The following is a 16,738-nucleotide window of genomic DNA, read 5'->3' as shown; positions in this document are numbered from 1 at the left end:
CTCAGAACGGGATGTCGTCGTTCAGGTCGTAGCTTTCCTTGGGGCCGCTCGGCTTGTTCGCGCCGCCGGTGGAAAAGCCCGAGGAGTAGTCGTCATCGCCGCGACCACCGCCGCCGCCGTAACCACCGCCCGACGAGCCGCCTTCCGAACGGCCGCCCAGCATGGTCAGTTCACCCTTGAAGCGGCTGACGACGATCTCGGTCGAATACTTTTCGACGCCCTGCTGGTCGGTCCATTTGCGGGTCTGCAGCGCGCCCTCGATGTAGACGGTCGAGCCCTTCTTCACATAGTTTTCGACCACCTTGACGATGTTGTCGTTGAAGATGACGACCCGGTGCCATTCGGTCTTTTCCTTGCGCTCGCCCGAGGACTTGTCGCGCCAGGTTTCCGAAGTGGCGATGGACAGGTTGGCGATGCGGTCGCCGTTGGGCATGGAGCGGATTTCGGGGTCGCGCCCCAGATTGCCGACCAGAATGACCTTGTTGACGCTGCCCGCCATGGAAACTTCCTTCTCGTGTGAGGCGGCGACGACTTCGCCCGCCCCGTCAATTCAGTCCGATGTCTGACCGGGGCGACGCCTTATCGCCAGCCGCTTTTGACATCGCACCCGCCAAACCGGTGGATTAACGAAATGTTCCACCTTTGTTCACGCTCTTCAAGTCCTACTTGGCGGCGGGGTCCGCAGCGATGGCGATAGGACGGCCCGTCTCGTCGCGCTGGATGGCGCCGGGGATGGCCAGACGGCCGTCGCCCGTGCGGGCCATGGCGAAGAAGCGGCTGCCGTTCAGGCTCTTGCCGATCTTGACCCCCTCGCGGTCCACGAAGATGAACCGCCCTTGGTAGGCACCGGCGATTTCCTGGTTCGATCCGCCCATGCGCAGGAAGCGAAGGCGCATCTCCTCCAGCCGCGCGGCGCATTGTTCGAGCTGGGGCTGGTTGTCGGCGATCTTCTGCAAACGCGGCGGCGCATTGTCCGGCGTCGCCACGAAGTAGCAGGCGCCCTGGGCGAACTCATATTTGGGTTCGTTGGAGCAGCCGCTCAGCAGGGCGGTTCCAGCGACGGCGGCGGCGAGAACGACAAGACGCATCAATTCATCCCGGGAAACTGGCAGTTGCGATCCTGCTCGGCCAGGGTTCTGAAACGGGCGTTATCGCCCGACTGTTCCACCCGCCTCGGCACCAGGCGCAGGGTCATGTCCCCCCAGCGGCCATATTGGGCGTCGCCCGGACCCACGCAGGTTCCGGCGTAAAGCGCCTGGACGCAGGCGTTCAGGCTCATGTTCGGCGACAGGGTGCGCCAGTCGGAGCCGGTGTGCCGCAGGCAGGGGCTGCCGCTGACCGCGGGGGTCGGACGGGGTGCGGGCGTCTGTTCAACGGCCGTCGGCGGCGGGGTCTCGGCCATTTCAACCGAGGGCAGCTGGGGCGGAGGCGCGAAGGCCGCAGTCGGTGCGGCGGCCAGCGCGCCGGTCGCGTCCAGACCCACGTCCAGGGCATCCGTCGCCAGGCCATTGCGCTGGGCGCAGACCGCCAGGGTCGCCATGCCGACGAACTGACCATCGACGAAGCAGCGCAGTTCCCGCGTCGGCTCCAGCGTCGGCGCCTCGGCCAGATTGACGACCAGACCGCCCTTGGACGCCGGCGGCGCCTCCGGCGTCTTGTCGCCGCCGCCCGTGAAGATCAGGGCCAGCACGACGGCGACGACGATCGCCGCGCCGGCGCCGACCAACAGGATGACGCGGTTGTCTTTCGGAAGGGCCATGAACGGGCTTTCGCGGATGAGGAGGCCAATAACCCCGACCCGACCTCAGGCGTCAACCGCCTTGACCGGTCCCGATCGCGATCAGGCCATAAGGCGGCTGAGCGCGGCCTGATAGTTGGCCAGCTGGGTCTGCTGATAGGCGGTCGACGAGCCGGAGCCGGTCTGGGTGTTGGTGATGGCGCCTGTGGACGGCGCCAGGGCGCGATAGGAAGAGCGTACCGCCGTCATGGCCTGGGCCAGCGAATCGATCGCCGCCTTGATCGAGGCCGGATCGTTCAGGCTGAGAGTGTTCGGAAGGTTCAGTCCAAAGGTCTTCATCGCATCCTTGTCCGGCTTGACCGGACCGACGAAGCCGGGCGTCAGACCCAGCGCGCCCAGGGCGTCCTTGCCGATCGCGCCGGCGGAGATGATGGCCCCCTCCCTGTTGGCCGCTGTCTTGATCTCCAGCCTCTGGACGACAGGTTTGGTCTTCAGGTCGGTGATGACCTTGGCTTCCAGCTGACGGCCGGAGGCGGCGTTGATCTTTTTGGCCAGGCTTTCCAACGTGTCCTTGGCGTCAATCGTCACCGTCACGGCGCGGCCGCCGCTCGCGGGGGATATCGAGAACTGATCCCCCACCCGCGCTGAGGTGGCGACGGTCAGCAGCTTGGAGTCGGCCTGCATGATCTGGCCTTGGGGCAGACCGAGGCGATCGAGCACGCTGGCGCCGTTTGCCGCGATGCTCAAACTGGTCGGCTTGGCCTGGTCGCCATCCGCGCGCCAGGTCCGATTGGATTGGACGGCTCCGCTCGCAAGGTCGATCTGGGCCAGATAGCCGGACGTCGGATCGTCCTTGCCTGCGCCCTCCGCCCGGTTCGTGCCGGTGATCCACACCTTGCCGTCCTTGATGGCGACATCGGCGGCGGTGTCCGCGCCCGCCCCGCCGAAATAGGTCAGTTGGTCGCTACCTGCGGCCTGCAGATCGGCGGACAAGGTGGCGATGAAGACGTCGCTGCCGCCGGCGTGGGCGTTGGTCACCGTGCCGATATCGAGCGCTGCGTTTTCGGTGTGGCCTGTCACGACGACCTTGCCGTTCTCGACCGATATGCCGGCAATGGCGCCGTTGGCGTAGCCGAGGTCGCGCGTCGAGGCCAGGCTCGGCACGCCTTCGGCGTCCAGGGTGAAGCGGCGCACGACCGCCTTCCCGTTCTCGACGCCCGCCGTATAAAGATCGGCGCCGGACACCGTCATGGCCTGAACGGAATCGTCGCCGCCCGTGCCGAACTGCGCCGTGGAGATGTTCACGCCCACATCCGGGCCGTTGATCTTGATCGGCTGCTCGCGGAAGGCCTGGAGATAGGAATCCCAGCCGCCCAAAGCCGCACTGCCCGGCATTCCCGACTTGGACCGACCGGCGACATAGACAACGCCGTCGGCGCCGAAGCGCACCTCGGTCGCCTCGTCCGCCGCCTTAGCCCCGCGACGTTGGGTCCAGAGTTCCTGGCCCGAGCTGTCGAATACCGAAACGAAACTGTCGGCGACAGCCGCGTCATCGCCACTCTTGCCCGGCTCCAGCGCCCCGGTCACCGATCCGGCCAGGGCGACCCGCCCGTCGCCGTCGATGGCGATGGAAAAGCCGTTGGCGCTGGACGCGGCGCCCAGCAGCTTGGTCTGCATCAGATTGCCGGCGGAATCGTATTTCATCAGGGCGACATCACGCGCGCCCTTGATCGGCTGATTGGCGTCGCCCGCCGTCAGTTCGGCGACGAGCCAGACCGAGCCATCCGGCGCCACGGCGCTGGCTTTCACCGCGGCGACGCCGTCCGGCAGATCGGCGTGCCCCACCCTGCCCTCGACCCAGAACGGATCGTCCACCCCTTGCTGGGCCGCCGGCGCTGCGCCGCCGTCGGCCTGGAATTTCAGCAGTTGGCCCGCGCCGGTCTTGCCGACCCCTTGGGTCACATAGACGGCGTCCGAGGTGTCCGCGGCCTGGAAGCTGAGGGCCTCGCCTGTTCCGCCGTTGACCTGTAGCGCCCATTTGTCCGGCCCGGCCGGCAGGGTGATCGTCTTGGTCCCGCTCTTGAATGTCTTGGGTTCGGCCGGAATGCGTTGGGACGCGATGCGCGTGGCGACGCCTGCGGCTTCCAGCTTGCCGTTCATGTAATCGACGACATTGACCATCGACCGATCGGACGTCCCCATTTCGGCCAGGTCCAGGTCGACCGTTTGCGTGCCCGTTGCGGTCTTGACCGTCATGGAGAACTTCACTTCCCCCTCGAACGCCTTGACCGAGGCGGTCGGATCGCCGTCGTGCACGGGCGCGGTGACGAAACTGGTCGGCGCCCGCTCGAGCGCATAGGTGCTCTTGACCGAAGTTTTCGCCACCCCCTGCACCAGCCGGACGTCTTCGAAGCTGGCGGTCTTGAGATAGGCTGACATCTCCGCCAGGCCGTCGCCGAAGCGCTTCGCCAAAAGGGTCGCTTCGGACGAAGCAATCCCTTTCACGCCAGCCCGATCGGCCAGGGCGCCGAGCGTCGTCAGCCCCTGATACAGGGCGAACATCTTGCGATAGTCGGTCGAGGCGCCTGCGAGATCCAGGCTGACATTGCCCTCGTCGATCAACCGGCGCCCGCCCAGAGCGGCCCGCACGAGGTCGCTGGCCTTCGCCGGCGTCGTGGTCGAGGACCAGGGGGCTGTCGGCTGGGTCTTCTTGGCCTTGACCGTCGCACCCGTGCCGAAGCCCGACGACGACGTGTCCGTCGTCACCCCGTAAAGACCCAGCAGATAGCTGTTGTTGATCATTCAGACGGCTCCGACCCTATCCTGCGATGGCGTCGATAAGGAACCGTTAAGCTGTGGGATCAGCCCTTGAACAGCGACAGGATGATCTGCGGCGCCTGGTTGGCGATCGACAAGGCCTGAACGCCGAGTTGCTGCTGAACCTGCAAGGCCTGAAGGCGCGCGCTCTCCTTGGCCAAATCCGCATCCACCAGATTGCCGATGCCGGCCTCCAGCGAGTCGGACAGCTTTCCGACATAGGTCGTATGTCGTTCGATCTGCTTGGCCTGGGCGCCCAGCTCCGACAAGCGGGAGCTGGCGACCGCGATGGCGTCGTTGACGCGTCGCAGAGCGAACTGCGCCTTTTCCTGCGTCAGCAGATCCGGCGCAGCGTTCAGCAGCGTCTCGTCCTCCGGCGTGCCTGCATTGTTCGTCCATGCGTCGATCGCTGCGGTCGACTTGTCCGAGTCGTATGAGTTGGCGGCAAGGCCCAGGCCCGCCAGAGACATATTCTGGCGCTTGACCGCGATGGTCTCCTTGCCATCCGCGCTCGCCAGGAAGGTCAGGTCGGTTGTCGCGGCCCCGTCCAGGATGTTGGCGCCGTCGAAGATTGCGTTGTCCGCGAAAGACTGGATCGAGCCAAGAAGCGCTTGGAATTCCTGGTTATAGGACGCCCGCGAGGCTGCGCTTTGGCTGGGATCCGCGGCAGACGTCGCCTTTTGCTTCAGCTCCAGCAGGATATCCGAAATCTGCTCGCCGGCAGCCAGCGATACGTCGGCGATCGAGGTCGCGCGTTTGAGGCTGGTGGTCACCGCCTCCAACGACCCTTGATCCGCACGCTGGCCCTGGGCCACCGCCCAGACGGCCGCGTTGTCCTTGGCGCCCTGAACCTTCAGGCCAGTATTCACGCGGCTCTGGGTCGACGCCAACTGGTCGTTGGTGCGATTCAGATTCTGCAGGGCGATCATCGCCGAGGTGTTGGTGTGGATGCTGGTGGTCATGGCTTCAAGCCCCCGGACGTTCTGTGACCTACACGATTAACCATGAGTCGTAATCACATGGTTAATGCCGCAGAAACCATGATTTCGCCGTCCGGCAAGCCGGCGGCGTCGGGCATTTCTATTTCAGCGTCCGACTGTTCAGACGGCTGTATCGATCAATTTTCCCCCGCGATAGGTCGGGTCACGGCTCAGCTTCTCCACCTCTTCGCGTGGAAGCTGCCGGATCACCTCGCCCGTCACGCGGTCCAGGACCTTGTAGACGAAATGGTGGTCGCCAACGGCTTCGATGGTGAGGCGGTAGCGGCTGGCGTCCTCATTGTCGTTCCTCGCCACAGGCTCGTGACGAACGGAGACGGGGACTTCGGGAATTGGCGGAGGTAAGCTTACTGTTCTTTCGACATTCTGCGTCATTGCTCCATGCGCGACGATCGCTCGCGCCCCTCAAGAGTGTCAAACGATCGGCCGGAACGGTCGTGAAACCGTTCCGGCCGCGCGTCTTAGCGGAACAGGCCCAGCAGGATCGAGCTGCCCTGGTTGGCGATCGACAGCGCCTGCACACCCAGCTGTTGCTTGGTTTGCAGGGCGGTCAGCTTGGCGCTTTCCTTGGCCAGATCGGCGTCCACCAGATTGCCCACGCCGGCTTCAAGAGCGTCCTGAAGCTTGTTGACGAAGGTGATCTGACGGCCCAGCGACTTGGACTGGGTGCCCAGGGTCGACAGGGCGCTGGTCGTGGCGGTGATGGCCGCATCGACGTTGGCGGTCGTGGCGTCGCCGGCTGCAACGCTGCCGGTGTTCACAGCGGTGATCGCCGCGTTGGCTCCCAGCGCGGTCAGGCTGTTGACGCCGTCGAACGACGCGCCGGAGATCGCCGAGGCGATTTCCGTACCCAGGGCGTTGTACTCAGCCAGGTAGGACGTCTGGGCCGCGCCGGTGGAACCGGCGATGCTGACGGCCAAACCCTTCATCTCTTCCAGGGCGCTCGTGATCGTGTCGCCGGCGGCCAGGGCCACATCGGTGATCGATTGAGTGCGCTGCAACCCGGCGCGGACGGCGTCTTGCGAAGAGGCGGCGGCGCGCTGGGACGTGGCGATGGAGAAAATCGCCCCGCTGTCCTTGGCCGACGACACCTTCATGCCGGTGTTGATGCGGTTCTGGGTCCGCTCCAACTCGCTGTTGGTCTTGTTGAGGCTCTGCAGAGCGACTGCGGCGCCGTAGTTCGTATTGATGCTGGGCATTTCTAGCCCTCCTTTTCACTTCGTGAGAGCCCCGGCGTTTTGCCGGGGTGAGCGTTTTGCTCGGGGTTCAAGGCCACGACCCCGCCGCCGAAACGGCGAGGTCTCCGGGCCTTAGCGGAAGAGGCTCAGCAGGATCGAGCTGCCTTGGTTGGCGATCGACAGCGCCTGCACGCCCAGCTGTTGCTTGGTTTGCAGAGCGGTCAGTCGGGCGCTTTCCTTGGCCAGGTCTGCGTCCACCAGATTGCCAACGCCGGCTTCAAGAGAGTCCTGAAGCTTGTTGACGAAGCTGACGGTGCGGCCCAGCGACTTGGACTGGGTGCCCAAGGTCGACAGCGCCGTGGTGACAGCCGTCATGACCAGATCGACGTTCGCCGAGGTGAAGTCGGCGACCGCTGGCGTTGCCGCCGTGAACTTGGCCAGGTCGGTGTTGGCGCTGAGATCGGTGGCGATGCCGATCGTCTTGGTGTCGGTCGCGCCGGTGCCGATACGGACGTTGACCGCCGTACCGCCCGTGGACGCCGTCTTCAGCAGGTTGACCCCGTCGAAGCTGGCGCCGTCCAGCGCGCTCTTGATTTCCTGACCCAGGGCCGCGAACTCGTTCTCATAGGACGTCTTCGCCGCGCCGGTGGAACCGGCGATGCTGACGGCCAGGCCCTTCATCTCTTCCAGAGCGGACGTGATCGTATCGCCGGCGGCCAGGGCCACGTCGACGATGGATTGACCGCGCTGGATCGAGCTGCGAACCGAGTCCTGAGCGCTGGCGCTCGCCCGCTGGGACGTGGCGATGGCGAAGATCGCCCCGCTGTCCTTCGCCGACGACACCTTCATTCCGGTGTTGATGCGGTTTTGGGTCCGCTCCAACTCGCTGTTGGTCTTGTTCAGGCTCTGCAGCGCGACTGCAGCCCCGTAGTTTGTGTTCACACTCGCCATTTTGGCGTTCCTTTTCACTTCGTGACAGCCGACGCCGTTTTGGCGACGGGAGCGTTTTGCTCAGGGTTTCAAGACCATGACCCCGCCGCCGAGGCGACGAGGTCTCCGGGCCTTAGCGGAAGAGGCTCAGCAGGATTGAGCTGCCCTGGTTGGCGATCGACAGCGCTTGCACGCCCAGCTGTTGCTTGGTCTGCAGGGCGGTCAGCTTGGCGCTTTCCTTGGCCAGGTCGGCGTCCACCAGATTGCCCACGCCGGCTTCAAGAGCGTCCTGAAGCTTGTTGACGAAGGTGATCTGACGGCCCAACGACTTGGACTGGGTGCCCAGGGTCGACAGGGCGCCGGTCACGGTGGCGATGGCGGTGTCGACCTTGGCGGTGGTGGCGTCGGCTCGCGCCTTGCCGCCGCCGCTGACATCCGTAACGCCGGCCACGCCCAGAGGCGTGGTCAGGCTGTTGACGCCGTCGAAGGACGCGCCGGCGATCGCCGACGTGATTTCCAGGCCCAGCGCATTGTATTCGGCCAGGTAGGAGGTTTCAGCCGCCGAACCCGCCGTCGTTCCGGCGATGCTGACAGCCAGGCCCTTCATTTCTTCCAGAGCGCTCGTGATCGTGTCGCCGGCGGCCAGGGCCACGTCGGTGATCGACTGGGTGCGCTGCAAGCCGGCGCGGACGGCGTCTTGCGAAGAGGCGTTCGCCCGTTGGGCCGTGGCGATGGAAAAGATCGCGCCGCTGTCCTTGGCCGACGACACCTTCATGCCGGTGTTGATGCGGTTCTGGGTCCGCTCCAACTCGCTGTTGGTCTTGTTCAGGCTCTGCAGAGCGACTGCGGCGCCGTAGTTCGTGTTGATGCTGGGCATTTCTGGCCCTCCTTTTCACTTCGTGAGTTCCGGCGCCCTTTTGGCGACGGGAGCTTTTTGCTCGGTTGGTGTGAAGCAATTGCCGGGCCAAAACGGCCAAGCGGATAACGTGATAAGTTATTGATTTATATGATTTACTATTGATTTACCCTCTTCAATGCTCGGCAAAGTCTACCCACCCGCTGGCGTGGCTAGGCATATTTTGCCGGGCGGCGTGAAAACGAGATCGAACGCGTGATCGGCGGATCACCCGGGCGTGCGCTCGCGGTCGCTTAGTTCCGGAACAGGCTCAGCAGCGTCTGGCTGCTCTGGTTGGCGATCGACAGCGCCTGCACGCCCAGCTGTTGCTTGGTTTGCAGGGCGGTCAGCTTGGCGCTTTCCTTGGCCAGGTCGGCATCCACCAGATTGCCGATGCCCGCTTCGGTCGCATCCTGAAGCTTGTTCAGGAAGGTCACCTGGCGGCTGACCGACTTGGATTGGGTGCCGAGCGTCGACAGAGCGTCCGTCACCTTGGCGATGGCGGCGTCCACCGCAGCGGTCGTCGCCGCGCCGGCGGCGATGGACTGGTCGGTGATGGTGGTGATGGCGGTGTCGCCGGCCATGCCGCCGGCGACCGTGAAGCCGACGGACGTGGTGCCGCCGCTGACATCCTTGATCACATTGGTCGCAGCGGCGTTGGTCCAGAGGTTCACACCATCGAACGATGCGCCGGCCAGGGCGGAGGTGATTTCGGCGCCCAGGGCGCGAAATTCGGTCAGGTAGGAGGTCTGGGTCGCGCCGGTCGAACCGGCGATGCTGACGGCCAGCCCTTTCATTTCTTCCAGAGCCGCCGTCACCGTATCGCCGGCCGCGAGTGACACATCGACGATCGACTGGCCGCGTTGCAGCGAGGCGCGCACGGAATCCATGGCGCCCATGTTGGCGCGTTGTCCTGTGGCGATGGCGTAGATGGCGCCGCTATCCTTGGCGCTGCCGACTTTCAGGCCGGTCGAGACACGGTTTTGCGTGCGCTCCAACATGGCGTTGGTCGCATTGAGGTTTTGCAGGGCGACAGCTGCGCCGTAGTTCGTATTGATGCTCGTAGCCATTTTGGCTGTCCTGTTCACTTCGTGTGATGTCCGACGCCATTTTAGCGTCAGGAGCGTTTTGCTCGGTCTTCAGGAGAGCAAGGGCGGGGCCAGTCCAAAATGCGACGCCAGCCAGACGCCGACATTGATTTCATTGAACTTATCTCGGCGGTTTGCGAAACAACCCGGCAAGCCTGCACACCAGGCGGCAGAAGTTGCCGAGTCGTTTTTGCAGGGCGTCAGTCGCGGCGTCGCAACTGCGCGTCCTGCATCGCGCGTTCGGCCAACAGGGTATCGACCGCCAGTCGCCGCGCCCCGTCGCAGGCCACGATCTGGGCGCCGCGCAGCAGATAGGCCGCGTCCAGATCGCCGGCCGTCGCTTCAGCCGGCAGGGTCGCCAGCGTGCACGGACGTGTCGCCGCCTCCGGCAAGACCAGTCGCGCCGGCGCAACCGTCGAGATCGGGGGCGACGCGGCACAGTTCGCGGTCATGGTCGCGCAGGCGATCAGCGCGGCGGTTCTCCAAGGGTTGATCGGCATTTTCGGCGCTCCTGGCCTGGGCGACAGCGGCCGTGGTCGCCCGGTCCGCCGCCCCCGTCATGTGGTGATAATGATCGACGCGCTGGGCCTGAGCCGCGGCGCCTTCGGTTTCGATGCGTCGGGCGTCAGCCTGCGCCACCGCCACGGCGGTCGCATCCCGCGCCTGATTGCGCGCGGCCCCCAGACGCTTGTGCTGCAGGTTCAGCGGGTCCCAGCGAAAGCCGAGCCCGCCCAGCAGCACGACCCCCAGCGCCACCGCTGTCGCAGCGGCCACCAGCCAGCCGAGCGGCGTCAGCGCCCGCAGTATTGATCCGGCGCTCATGGAAAGGCCTTTCGATCCAGCTCGAAATGCGGACCGTCCCGCAGCGTCTTCCAGTCCCCGCCCCAGATCAGCGGCGTCTTGAGATCCCGCGCCGCCGCCTTGAACGCCTCGGCGATCCGGCCATACAGCGGCCAGTCCCAGCGCATCTGCCCTTCGACCAGGGCGGCGACATCGACGGCATGGCCCGTCAGATGGCGCGAGCGCGTCGTGCGGCTGGCGCCGGCCTTGACCAGGGCGGCCTGACGTTCGGCCGTGCGCAGTCCCTCGGTGATCATGAAGTCCACGGCCGTGCGGGCGATGGCCGCCTCAACCACCGCGATCAGGGCCGGATGCACGCCGACGAGCCTTGCCCGCGACCGGCTGGACAGACGAAAGCTCATGGTCGGCCTCCGCTGATCCGCAGCCGCGTTGTGGCGATCAGGGTGATCAACTGTTGCGCGGTCGGCGCCACCAGATAGAGCACCAGGATCAGGGCCAGCAGACCCATCAGCCCGTCCGTGATCCTGGGCAGCATCTCAGGCGGCGTCCGCCCGACCGTGCGCATCAACAGCACCCATAGCCCCGCGCTGACAGCAAAGGCGTAGAGGCGACGAAACAGCCACCGCCCCTCCGCCAAGGGGATCGACCCCTGCCTGTGTCGGGTCATCGTTCGTCCTCCTCGTCATAGGTTTCGACGGCGCAGCGGCCGTCCCAGCCGAACTGGGCGCGCCATTCCCCGTCGCTGAGGCTGTCGGGCGCTTCCCACGCCTCAGCCTCCAGCACCTCGACCGGCTCAGCCGGATGTCCGCGCCGGCTCATCCGACGACCGTGATAAGAACCGCGCCCGAAGCGCCCGATCCGCCCTGGCCACCGAAGGTCAGGCCAGCGCCGCCTCCCCCGCCCCCGGCTCCGAACAGCGCGCCTGAGCCGCCGGGACCGCCCGCTCCGCTCGCTGATGCGTCGCCGCCCCCGCCGCCGCCGCCGACGATCGACAACAGCGGCTTGGGCGAGGCCTGTCCCGCACCACCCGTGACGCCGCCTGGCGCCTGAAGGCCCGACCAGCCGCCCACGCCGCCCACGCCTCCGGCATAGGCGGCATCTGCCGCGCTCAGACCACCGCCTGCGCCACCTCCGCCCGGCCCGTCCGCGCAGACGGTTTCCGCGCCCGCCGCCGTTGCGGTTGTCGAAGAGTTCCCCCCGGGATTGGCGAGCCGTTGGCCGATACCGCCTGCTCCACCGACGCCCGAGCCGCCTGCGGCCCCGCCCGTCGCGCGCAACAGGACCGCGTCACCCGTCGCGACCTCACTATCGCCGCCAGAAACGCCGCCGATCCCGCCGGCGCCGACCGTGATCGTCAGGACGCCGTCCAGATCTTCAGCCGACCATCGCCCGAAGCTCAGTCCACCGGCGCCGCCTCCGCCGCCGCCCAGGCGCGACGCGCCAGGCGGGCCTGCCAGCCCTTCGCCCCCACCGCCACCACCGCCCACGCAGGTCGCCTCGACCCAGCGCGCCCAGGCCGGCAGGGCATAGTCGTCATCGCTGGTGAACAGCGTTGTGTCGCGCCGGATCGCGCCCTGATCGAAGGCGATACGTCCCGTCGCGCGATCCACGCGCCACACCGACCGCCATATCCCGGCGTCGTCGCAGGCCTTGAGGCTCAGGTCGTCGTCGCCGATCAGACCCAGCTCTGCGCGGGCGGCGTAGCCGCTCTCAAACAGCAACGACAGGACATCGCCCGCCGTCGTCTTGTTCAGCGTCAGGCGCAGGTCGCCGTCGCCGCCTTCCGCCTCGCCTCGCGCCGTGAACAGGGCGGCGTTGATCTTGGCCGCCAGGGGATTGGCATCGTCGGCGGTCGTCCCGAGACCCAGCCGCGTTAGGCCCTGCACCTCGCCCAGTCGCTGCCCCAGCGCGATCCAACCCCCATCGGCCCGCACCACCACGACGCCTTCGTCCAGAACGCCGGCGATCATGCCGTCCGGCGTGGTCACGGCGGTCCAGCCGCCGCCTTCGAACCGCATCAGGGTTCCGGCCGGCCGCCCGGCCCAGGCTGCGCCTTCGGCCTCTTGCGGCAGGATATAGAGATCGCCATCCGACGCATCGGCCGGCTGGATGACCGTCGTGCGACTGACCACCGCCGTCTGCAACAGGGCGTCCAGCCGGGTCAGGGCCGTATTCAGGGTCACATGCTTCTGCATCTGCCCCGCCGCCAGATAGGGCAGGTTAAGACGCGCGCTGAAATCGTCGCTCATTCTTCTCTCCGTTGTCGTGGAGATCAGTCTGGGCGCAGCCCTTCCTCAGGCCGGAAGACGGGTGGTCATTTGGATCAGGTCCTTGATTTCAGGCAGATTCGTTGCGGAGAAAACGATGGCTAGGCCGCCTCAGCCAGCGCATCTCAATCGTGCAGATAGATGATCCGCTTCAGCGTCTTGTCGTTCTGCACCCGAGCCTCGTGCATCTCGTGGTCGCCGGTGGCGCGCGCATTGGCCTCGGTGTCCTCGACCCAATGGGTGCTTTCGATGTGCTTTTGCAGCGCCCGCGCCGCCATCAGCTGTCCGGGAAAGAAGGTGTCGACGATGTCGCCCGCGATGGGCACCGTGCCCGTGGCGGTGTCGATGGCCATATAGGCCCCCATGCGCGCCAGGGTCGCCGGCGTCGCCTTGGCCCGCACGGCCTGAAGCATCAGCCAGCCGCCCGTCCCGACCGTGTATGCCGTGCCGACAACCGGCACCCAGGTCAGCATGGCGTCCAGCCCCATGCCGAAAGGGCCGATGCCGATCACACGGTCCGACAGTTTCTTGACGCCCTCGACATTGGACCAGATGTTCTCGATATCCCGGATCGACCGTCTGGCCATGTCGCCCTCCAGAGCGTCGCCTTAACGCTGGGCGAGGCTTCCTGTTCAATCCGAGAGATACGTCTTCGATGACCCTCATCAAGCTGGCGGCGAATGTGACGGCGAGCGCCCTGCTGCTGGGCTTTGCGGCTTTCGGCGTGGCGGCGCTCAGCGGCATCGGCCATCGCTGGGTGGATATCCTGGCGCAGTTCACATCGCCGGTATTGCTGGCGGCCGTCGGCGTGACCGTGGTCTGTCTGCTCTTTCGGCTATGGCCGGCCTCGATCGTCGGTGGACTGGCGTGCGTAATGCTGGCCCTGTCGGTCTGGCCGCAATGGACGCCGACGAAGGGCGTGCCGGTTCCCGGCCAGCCGATCGTGCGGGTCTATTCGGCCAATCTGTATGTGTTCAACACCGATGTCGCAGCCATGCGCCAGTCCATCGCGGCCGCCGACGCCGACATCCTGGTGCTGGTCGAGTTGGGGCAGGCGCCGGCGTCGCGGCTGGACGAGTTGCTGCCGGACTATCCCCATCGCGTTCTGATCGGCCAGGCGCGCGCCGGCGACCACGCGCGCTCGATCATCGCCTCGCGCTATCCGATCCTGCAACGCCTGCCCGAGCGTCCTGACGGCCTCAGCGCCGTGGGCGCGACGGTTCAGACCCCCATCGGCCCCATCAACGTCTTCGGCGTCCACCTGACGCGGCCCTGGCCCTATCAATATCAGTGGGGTCAGATCACCCAGGTCATGGCCCTGGCCGAGCGGATGAAGGCCGCGCCAGACCATCCCGTCATCGCCGCCGGTGACTTCAACAGCGTCTCCAGCGCTCGAATCGGCAAACAAATCCAGTCCGACCTGGGCCTGATCCCCGCGCCCGGCTGGCCCGGCACCTGGCCCAGCCAGATTCCCGCCTTCGCCGGCATCACCATCGACCAGGTCTATCGTTCGCCGGATCTGGCCCTGATCACGCGCCGCCTGGGCGAGCCGACAGGATCCGACCACCGCCCCGTCGTCACCGAGTTCACCCGCGCTCAGCCGCCGCGATAAGGATCTTCAGCCGCCTCTCATGCCCCTCGGCAGGGAAGTCGTCAGCAACCCAGGCGTCCTCGAACGCCTTCAACACCCGTCCTGTCTCCGGCCCTGGCGTCAAGCCCAGACGCGCCAGATCGCGCCCCCCCACCGGCATCTTGGGCGGAGTCCAATCGGCGGCCAGCGCCCGCAGCCCCGCGCCACCGCCCTCGCCGGCCGCTTCGGCGCGCATCAGCCGATCCTCGAACGCCCTGCGTCCCAAACGATAGATCGCCGCTCGCGCCTCGGCGTAGCTCATCGTCGGCGAAACGGCAGGCCCGTCCGCGACCGCCGCCGCCAACCGATCTCGCACCGCGTTCGACAATCTCAGACTACCCGCGATCTCCGTCACAGCCCCCGCATCTGCGGGCAGCAAGGCCGCCAGCCGCATCACAGGATCGTCGGTCAGGTCACACATCGCCTCGAACAGCGCTAGCGGCTGCGCCTGCGGCAGCACTTGAGCCAGCACGCCGGTCTCGGCCATCGCCCGCACCGCCGCACGCGGGTCGGGCGCCGTCAGCAGTTTCAACATCTCCTTGGACACCCGCTCGGCCGACAACTGCGCCATGCCGCCCTTCAGCTTCGCGCACGCCGCCAGCCCGACGGCGTCCGGCTCACCCCGCCCGTACCAGGCGTAGAACCGGAAGAAGCGCAGGATGCGTAAGTAGTCCTCGCGGATGCGCGTCTCCGCCCAGCGGACGAAAACGATGCGCCCCGCCGCCGCATCCTCCAGCCCGCCGCCGGTCGGATCGAACACCGTCCCTGCCGCATCGGCGTAAAGCGCGTTCAGACGAAAATCTCGCCGCGCCGCATCCTCGGCCCAGTCCTCGGTGAAGGCGACCACCGCGCGGCGTCCGTCCGTCTCCACATCACGACGCAGTGTCGTGATCTCATAGGGACGCCGCTCCGACACGCCCGTCACCGTGCCGTGCTCGACGCCGGTCGGCACGGCCTTCAACCCCGCCGCCTTCAGCGCCGCCATAGTCTGTTCGGGCCGCAAGCGCGTGGCGATGTCGATGTCGTCGACGGGCTGCCCCAGCAGACTGTTCCTCACGCAGCCGCCCACGAACCGCGCGCAGCCCGCACCGCCCGCCGCTTCCAGCGCACGCATCACCGCCCGCGTCGCCTGGCTCTCCAGCCAGGGCTGTCCCTTCACAGAGACGCTCATGCCGCGTCCTCGTCGGCCGCCGCTTCTGGCGCAGCCTCGTCGCCATAAAGCCGCACGTGCAGAGCCTTCAGAATCCCCGCCGTCACGCCCCAGATGTAGCGCTCGCCCCAGGGCATGGCCCAGAACCAGCGCCGCAAGCCCTCGTCCAGATCGTAGAAGTCGCGACGATGGTTGGCGGCGTCCATCAGAAAGTCCCACGGCGTCTCGAACACCTCGGCGACCTCGTCCGGCGACGGTGTCGTGACCGGCGCCTCGCGCAGCCAGCCGATCACCGGCGTCACCAGAAACCCCGTTCCCGTCTCATAGGCGTCCGACAGGCCCAGCACCTCGACCGCCGCTGGGTCCAGCGCCACCTCCTCGTCAGCCTCACGCAGCGCCGCCTGAACTGCGGTCTCGCCGGGATCCAGCCGACCGCCCGGGAATGCGATTTGCCCCGTATGCCGCGCCAGGGTGTCCGCGCGCCGCGTCAGCAGCACGGTCGCCCCCTCGGGCCGCGCCACGATGGGGATCAGCACCGCCGCCGGCCGAAGCTCCTTGGCTGTCCGTGTCGCTTGAGGGTTCAGGTCGAAGTCTGACCGCGCCGCGACCAGTTCAGGCCGCCACGTCTCGACCGGCGCCAGCCGATCGACCAGCCGGGCCTTCAAGGTCTCCAGGCTCACGTCACCGCGCCCAATGAGAAGACCTGGCCGCCCGACTGAACGACCAGTCGTCCGTCGACCTCTTGGGCCATTTCGACCATCTCATAGAAGACCGACCGTGCGATCCGAGCCCACAGATCACCGCGCACATGAATGCGCGGCGCCGGCTCACCCGTCGCGGGATCGGTTTCGACGACGATGGGATCGGCTTCGCTCGCCCTCACCTCATCACCGACATCGGTGGTAAAAATCAGGGCGTCGCGCTCCCGACGCATCGCGACAGCCCGAAACGGCAAATCCTCGACGCTGATCTTCAGCTTTTCGACCGGCGTGACCAGGTGATAGCCGTCCGGGTCCTTCCTCAGCACCGTCGAGAACAGCCGCACCAGTTCCTTGCGGCCAATGGGCGAGCCTTCATGCATCCAGACGCCGTCCTCCCGGATGACGATATCGATTTCGCCGCAATGCTCGGGATGCCACAGGTGGACCGGCGGCAGCCCCTTGCCGGGCGCCTGTTTGGCCGCCTCGGCCACGGCGTTCAGTCCTGACTTGGGATTATCCATCCCCCTGACTTAGGCCCCGCGAAC

At 66.5% G+C, this 16,738-nt stretch carries 21 protein-coding genes; 1 reads left to right on the top strand and 20 read right to left on the bottom strand.

Going from position 1 to position 16,738, the window contains the following annotated elements; genetic code table 11:
- Position 1: 1 nt before the first annotated feature.
- The 17 genes from ssb to JX001_RS07265 form a co-directional block, all read right to left on the bottom strand.
- Positions 2–499, bottom strand: a complete 498-nt coding sequence (ssb, locus tag JX001_RS07345) for a single-stranded DNA-binding protein (RefSeq protein WP_017504124.1) — start codon at positions 497–499, stop codon at positions 2–4.
- A gap of 163 nt (positions 500–662) precedes the next feature.
- Positions 663–1,088, bottom strand: coding sequence for a hypothetical protein (locus JX001_RS07340; protein ID WP_205682921.1), 426 nt, complete (start codon positions 1,086–1,088; stop codon positions 663–665).
- Positions 1,088–1,759 (bottom strand): hypothetical protein, encoded by a 672-nt coding sequence (locus JX001_RS07335; RefSeq protein WP_205682920.1) that lies wholly within the window; start codon positions 1,757–1,759, stop codon positions 1,088–1,090. Before JX001_RS07335 ends, JX001_RS07340 begins: the two co-directional genes overlap by 1 nt.
- Positions 1,760–1,840: 81 nt before the next feature.
- Entirely contained in the window at positions 1,841–4,540 is a 2,700-nt protein-coding gene (locus JX001_RS07330) for a transcriptional regulator (RefSeq protein ID WP_205682919.1), read from the bottom strand.
- 59 nt (positions 4,541–4,599) lie between these two features.
- Positions 4,600–5,517, bottom strand: coding sequence for a flagellin (locus tag JX001_RS07325; protein ID WP_112862609.1), 918 nt, complete (start codon positions 5,515–5,517; stop codon positions 4,600–4,602).
- A gap of 138 nt (positions 5,518–5,655) precedes the next feature.
- Positions 5,656–5,928 (bottom strand): FlaG family protein, encoded by a 273-nt coding sequence (locus tag JX001_RS07320; protein WP_205682918.1) that lies wholly within the window; start codon positions 5,926–5,928, stop codon positions 5,656–5,658.
- A gap of 86 nt (positions 5,929–6,014) precedes the next feature.
- The gene (locus JX001_RS07315) at positions 6,015–6,752 is read right to left on the bottom strand and encodes a flagellin (protein WP_205682917.1); all 738 of its coding nucleotides are present in this window, start codon (positions 6,750–6,752) and stop codon (positions 6,015–6,017) included.
- Between the two features lie 111 nt (positions 6,753–6,863).
- Positions 6,864–7,682 carry a flagellin gene (locus JX001_RS07310; protein ID WP_205682916.1) on the bottom strand — a complete coding sequence of 273 codons (819 nt, stop codon included), beginning with the start codon at positions 7,680–7,682 and terminating at the stop codon, positions 6,864–6,866.
- A 112-nt stretch (positions 7,683–7,794) separates the two neighbouring features.
- Complete coding sequence (locus JX001_RS07305) at positions 7,795–8,538, bottom strand: flagellin (RefSeq protein ID WP_112862421.1); 744 nt, start codon at positions 8,536–8,538, stop codon at positions 7,795–7,797.
- Positions 8,539–8,810: 272 nt separating this feature from the next.
- Entirely contained in the window at positions 8,811–9,626 is an 816-nt protein-coding gene (locus JX001_RS07300) for a flagellin (RefSeq protein ID WP_205682915.1), read from the bottom strand.
- A gap of 218 nt (positions 9,627–9,844) precedes the next feature.
- The gene (locus JX001_RS07295) at positions 9,845–10,036 is read right to left on the bottom strand and encodes a hypothetical protein (RefSeq protein WP_205683230.1); all 192 of its coding nucleotides are present in this window, start codon (positions 10,034–10,036) and stop codon (positions 9,845–9,847) included.
- The gene (locus JX001_RS07290; RefSeq protein ID WP_205682914.1) at positions 9,987–10,466 is read right to left on the bottom strand and encodes a hypothetical protein; all 480 of its coding nucleotides are present in this window, start codon (positions 10,464–10,466) and stop codon (positions 9,987–9,989) included. Before JX001_RS07290 ends, JX001_RS07295 begins: the two co-directional genes overlap by 50 nt.
- Complete coding sequence (locus JX001_RS07285; protein WP_205682913.1) at positions 10,463–10,846, bottom strand: M15 family metallopeptidase; 384 nt, start codon at positions 10,844–10,846, stop codon at positions 10,463–10,465. Before JX001_RS07285 ends, JX001_RS07290 begins: the two co-directional genes overlap by 4 nt.
- Complete coding sequence (locus JX001_RS07280) at positions 10,843–11,112, bottom strand: hypothetical protein (RefSeq protein ID WP_205682912.1); 270 nt, start codon at positions 11,110–11,112, stop codon at positions 10,843–10,845. The genes JX001_RS07285 and JX001_RS07280 overlap by 4 nt, the downstream gene beginning before the upstream one ends.
- Positions 11,109–11,264 (bottom strand): hypothetical protein, encoded by a 156-nt coding sequence (locus JX001_RS07275; protein WP_156355834.1) that lies wholly within the window; start codon positions 11,262–11,264, stop codon positions 11,109–11,111. The genes JX001_RS07280 and JX001_RS07275 overlap by 4 nt, the downstream gene beginning before the upstream one ends.
- Positions 11,261–12,694, bottom strand: coding sequence for a DUF2793 domain-containing protein (locus JX001_RS16410; protein ID WP_205682911.1), 1,434 nt, complete (start codon positions 12,692–12,694; stop codon positions 11,261–11,263). Before JX001_RS16410 ends, JX001_RS07275 begins: the two co-directional genes overlap by 4 nt.
- A 143-nt stretch (positions 12,695–12,837) precedes the next feature.
- Complete coding sequence (locus JX001_RS07265) at positions 12,838–13,299, bottom strand: DUF4112 domain-containing protein (RefSeq protein WP_017504140.1); 462 nt, start codon at positions 13,297–13,299, stop codon at positions 12,838–12,840.
- A gap of 68 nt (positions 13,300–13,367) precedes the next feature.
- On the opposite strand from JX001_RS07265, the gene JX001_RS07260 reads away from it, so the two are divergent.
- Positions 13,368–14,324: an endonuclease/exonuclease/phosphatase family protein gene (locus JX001_RS07260; protein WP_205682910.1), complete on the top strand. Its 957-nt coding sequence runs from the start codon at positions 13,368–13,370 to the stop codon at positions 14,322–14,324.
- Here JX001_RS07260 and JX001_RS07255 read toward each other — a convergent pair.
- Genes JX001_RS07255 through JX001_RS07245 form a run of 3 tightly spaced genes read right to left on the bottom strand, consistent with a single transcriptional unit; the run spans position 14,299 to position 16,714 of the window.
- Complete coding sequence (locus JX001_RS07255; protein ID WP_205682909.1) at positions 14,299–15,513, bottom strand: CCA tRNA nucleotidyltransferase; 1,215 nt, start codon at positions 15,511–15,513, stop codon at positions 14,299–14,301. The two genes, JX001_RS07260 and JX001_RS07255, sit on opposite strands and share 26 nt — an antisense overlap.
- The gene (locus JX001_RS07250; protein ID WP_205682908.1) at positions 15,510–16,172 is read right to left on the bottom strand and encodes a CoA pyrophosphatase; all 663 of its coding nucleotides are present in this window, start codon (positions 16,170–16,172) and stop codon (positions 15,510–15,512) included. Before JX001_RS07250 ends, JX001_RS07255 begins: the two co-directional genes overlap by 4 nt.
- Complete coding sequence (locus JX001_RS07245) at positions 16,169–16,714, bottom strand: DUF1285 domain-containing protein (RefSeq protein WP_205682907.1); 546 nt, start codon at positions 16,712–16,714, stop codon at positions 16,169–16,171. The genes JX001_RS07250 and JX001_RS07245 overlap by 4 nt, the downstream gene beginning before the upstream one ends.
- Between the last annotated feature and the right edge of the window lie 24 nt (positions 16,715–16,738).

The sequence above is a fragment of the Brevundimonas fontaquae genome, assembly GCF_017086445.1.
In the GTDB taxonomy this organism is placed as follows: domain Bacteria; phylum Pseudomonadota; class Alphaproteobacteria; order Caulobacterales; family Caulobacteraceae; genus Brevundimonas; species Brevundimonas fontaquae.
This window is presented reverse-complemented; position numbering and strand designations above follow the sequence as displayed.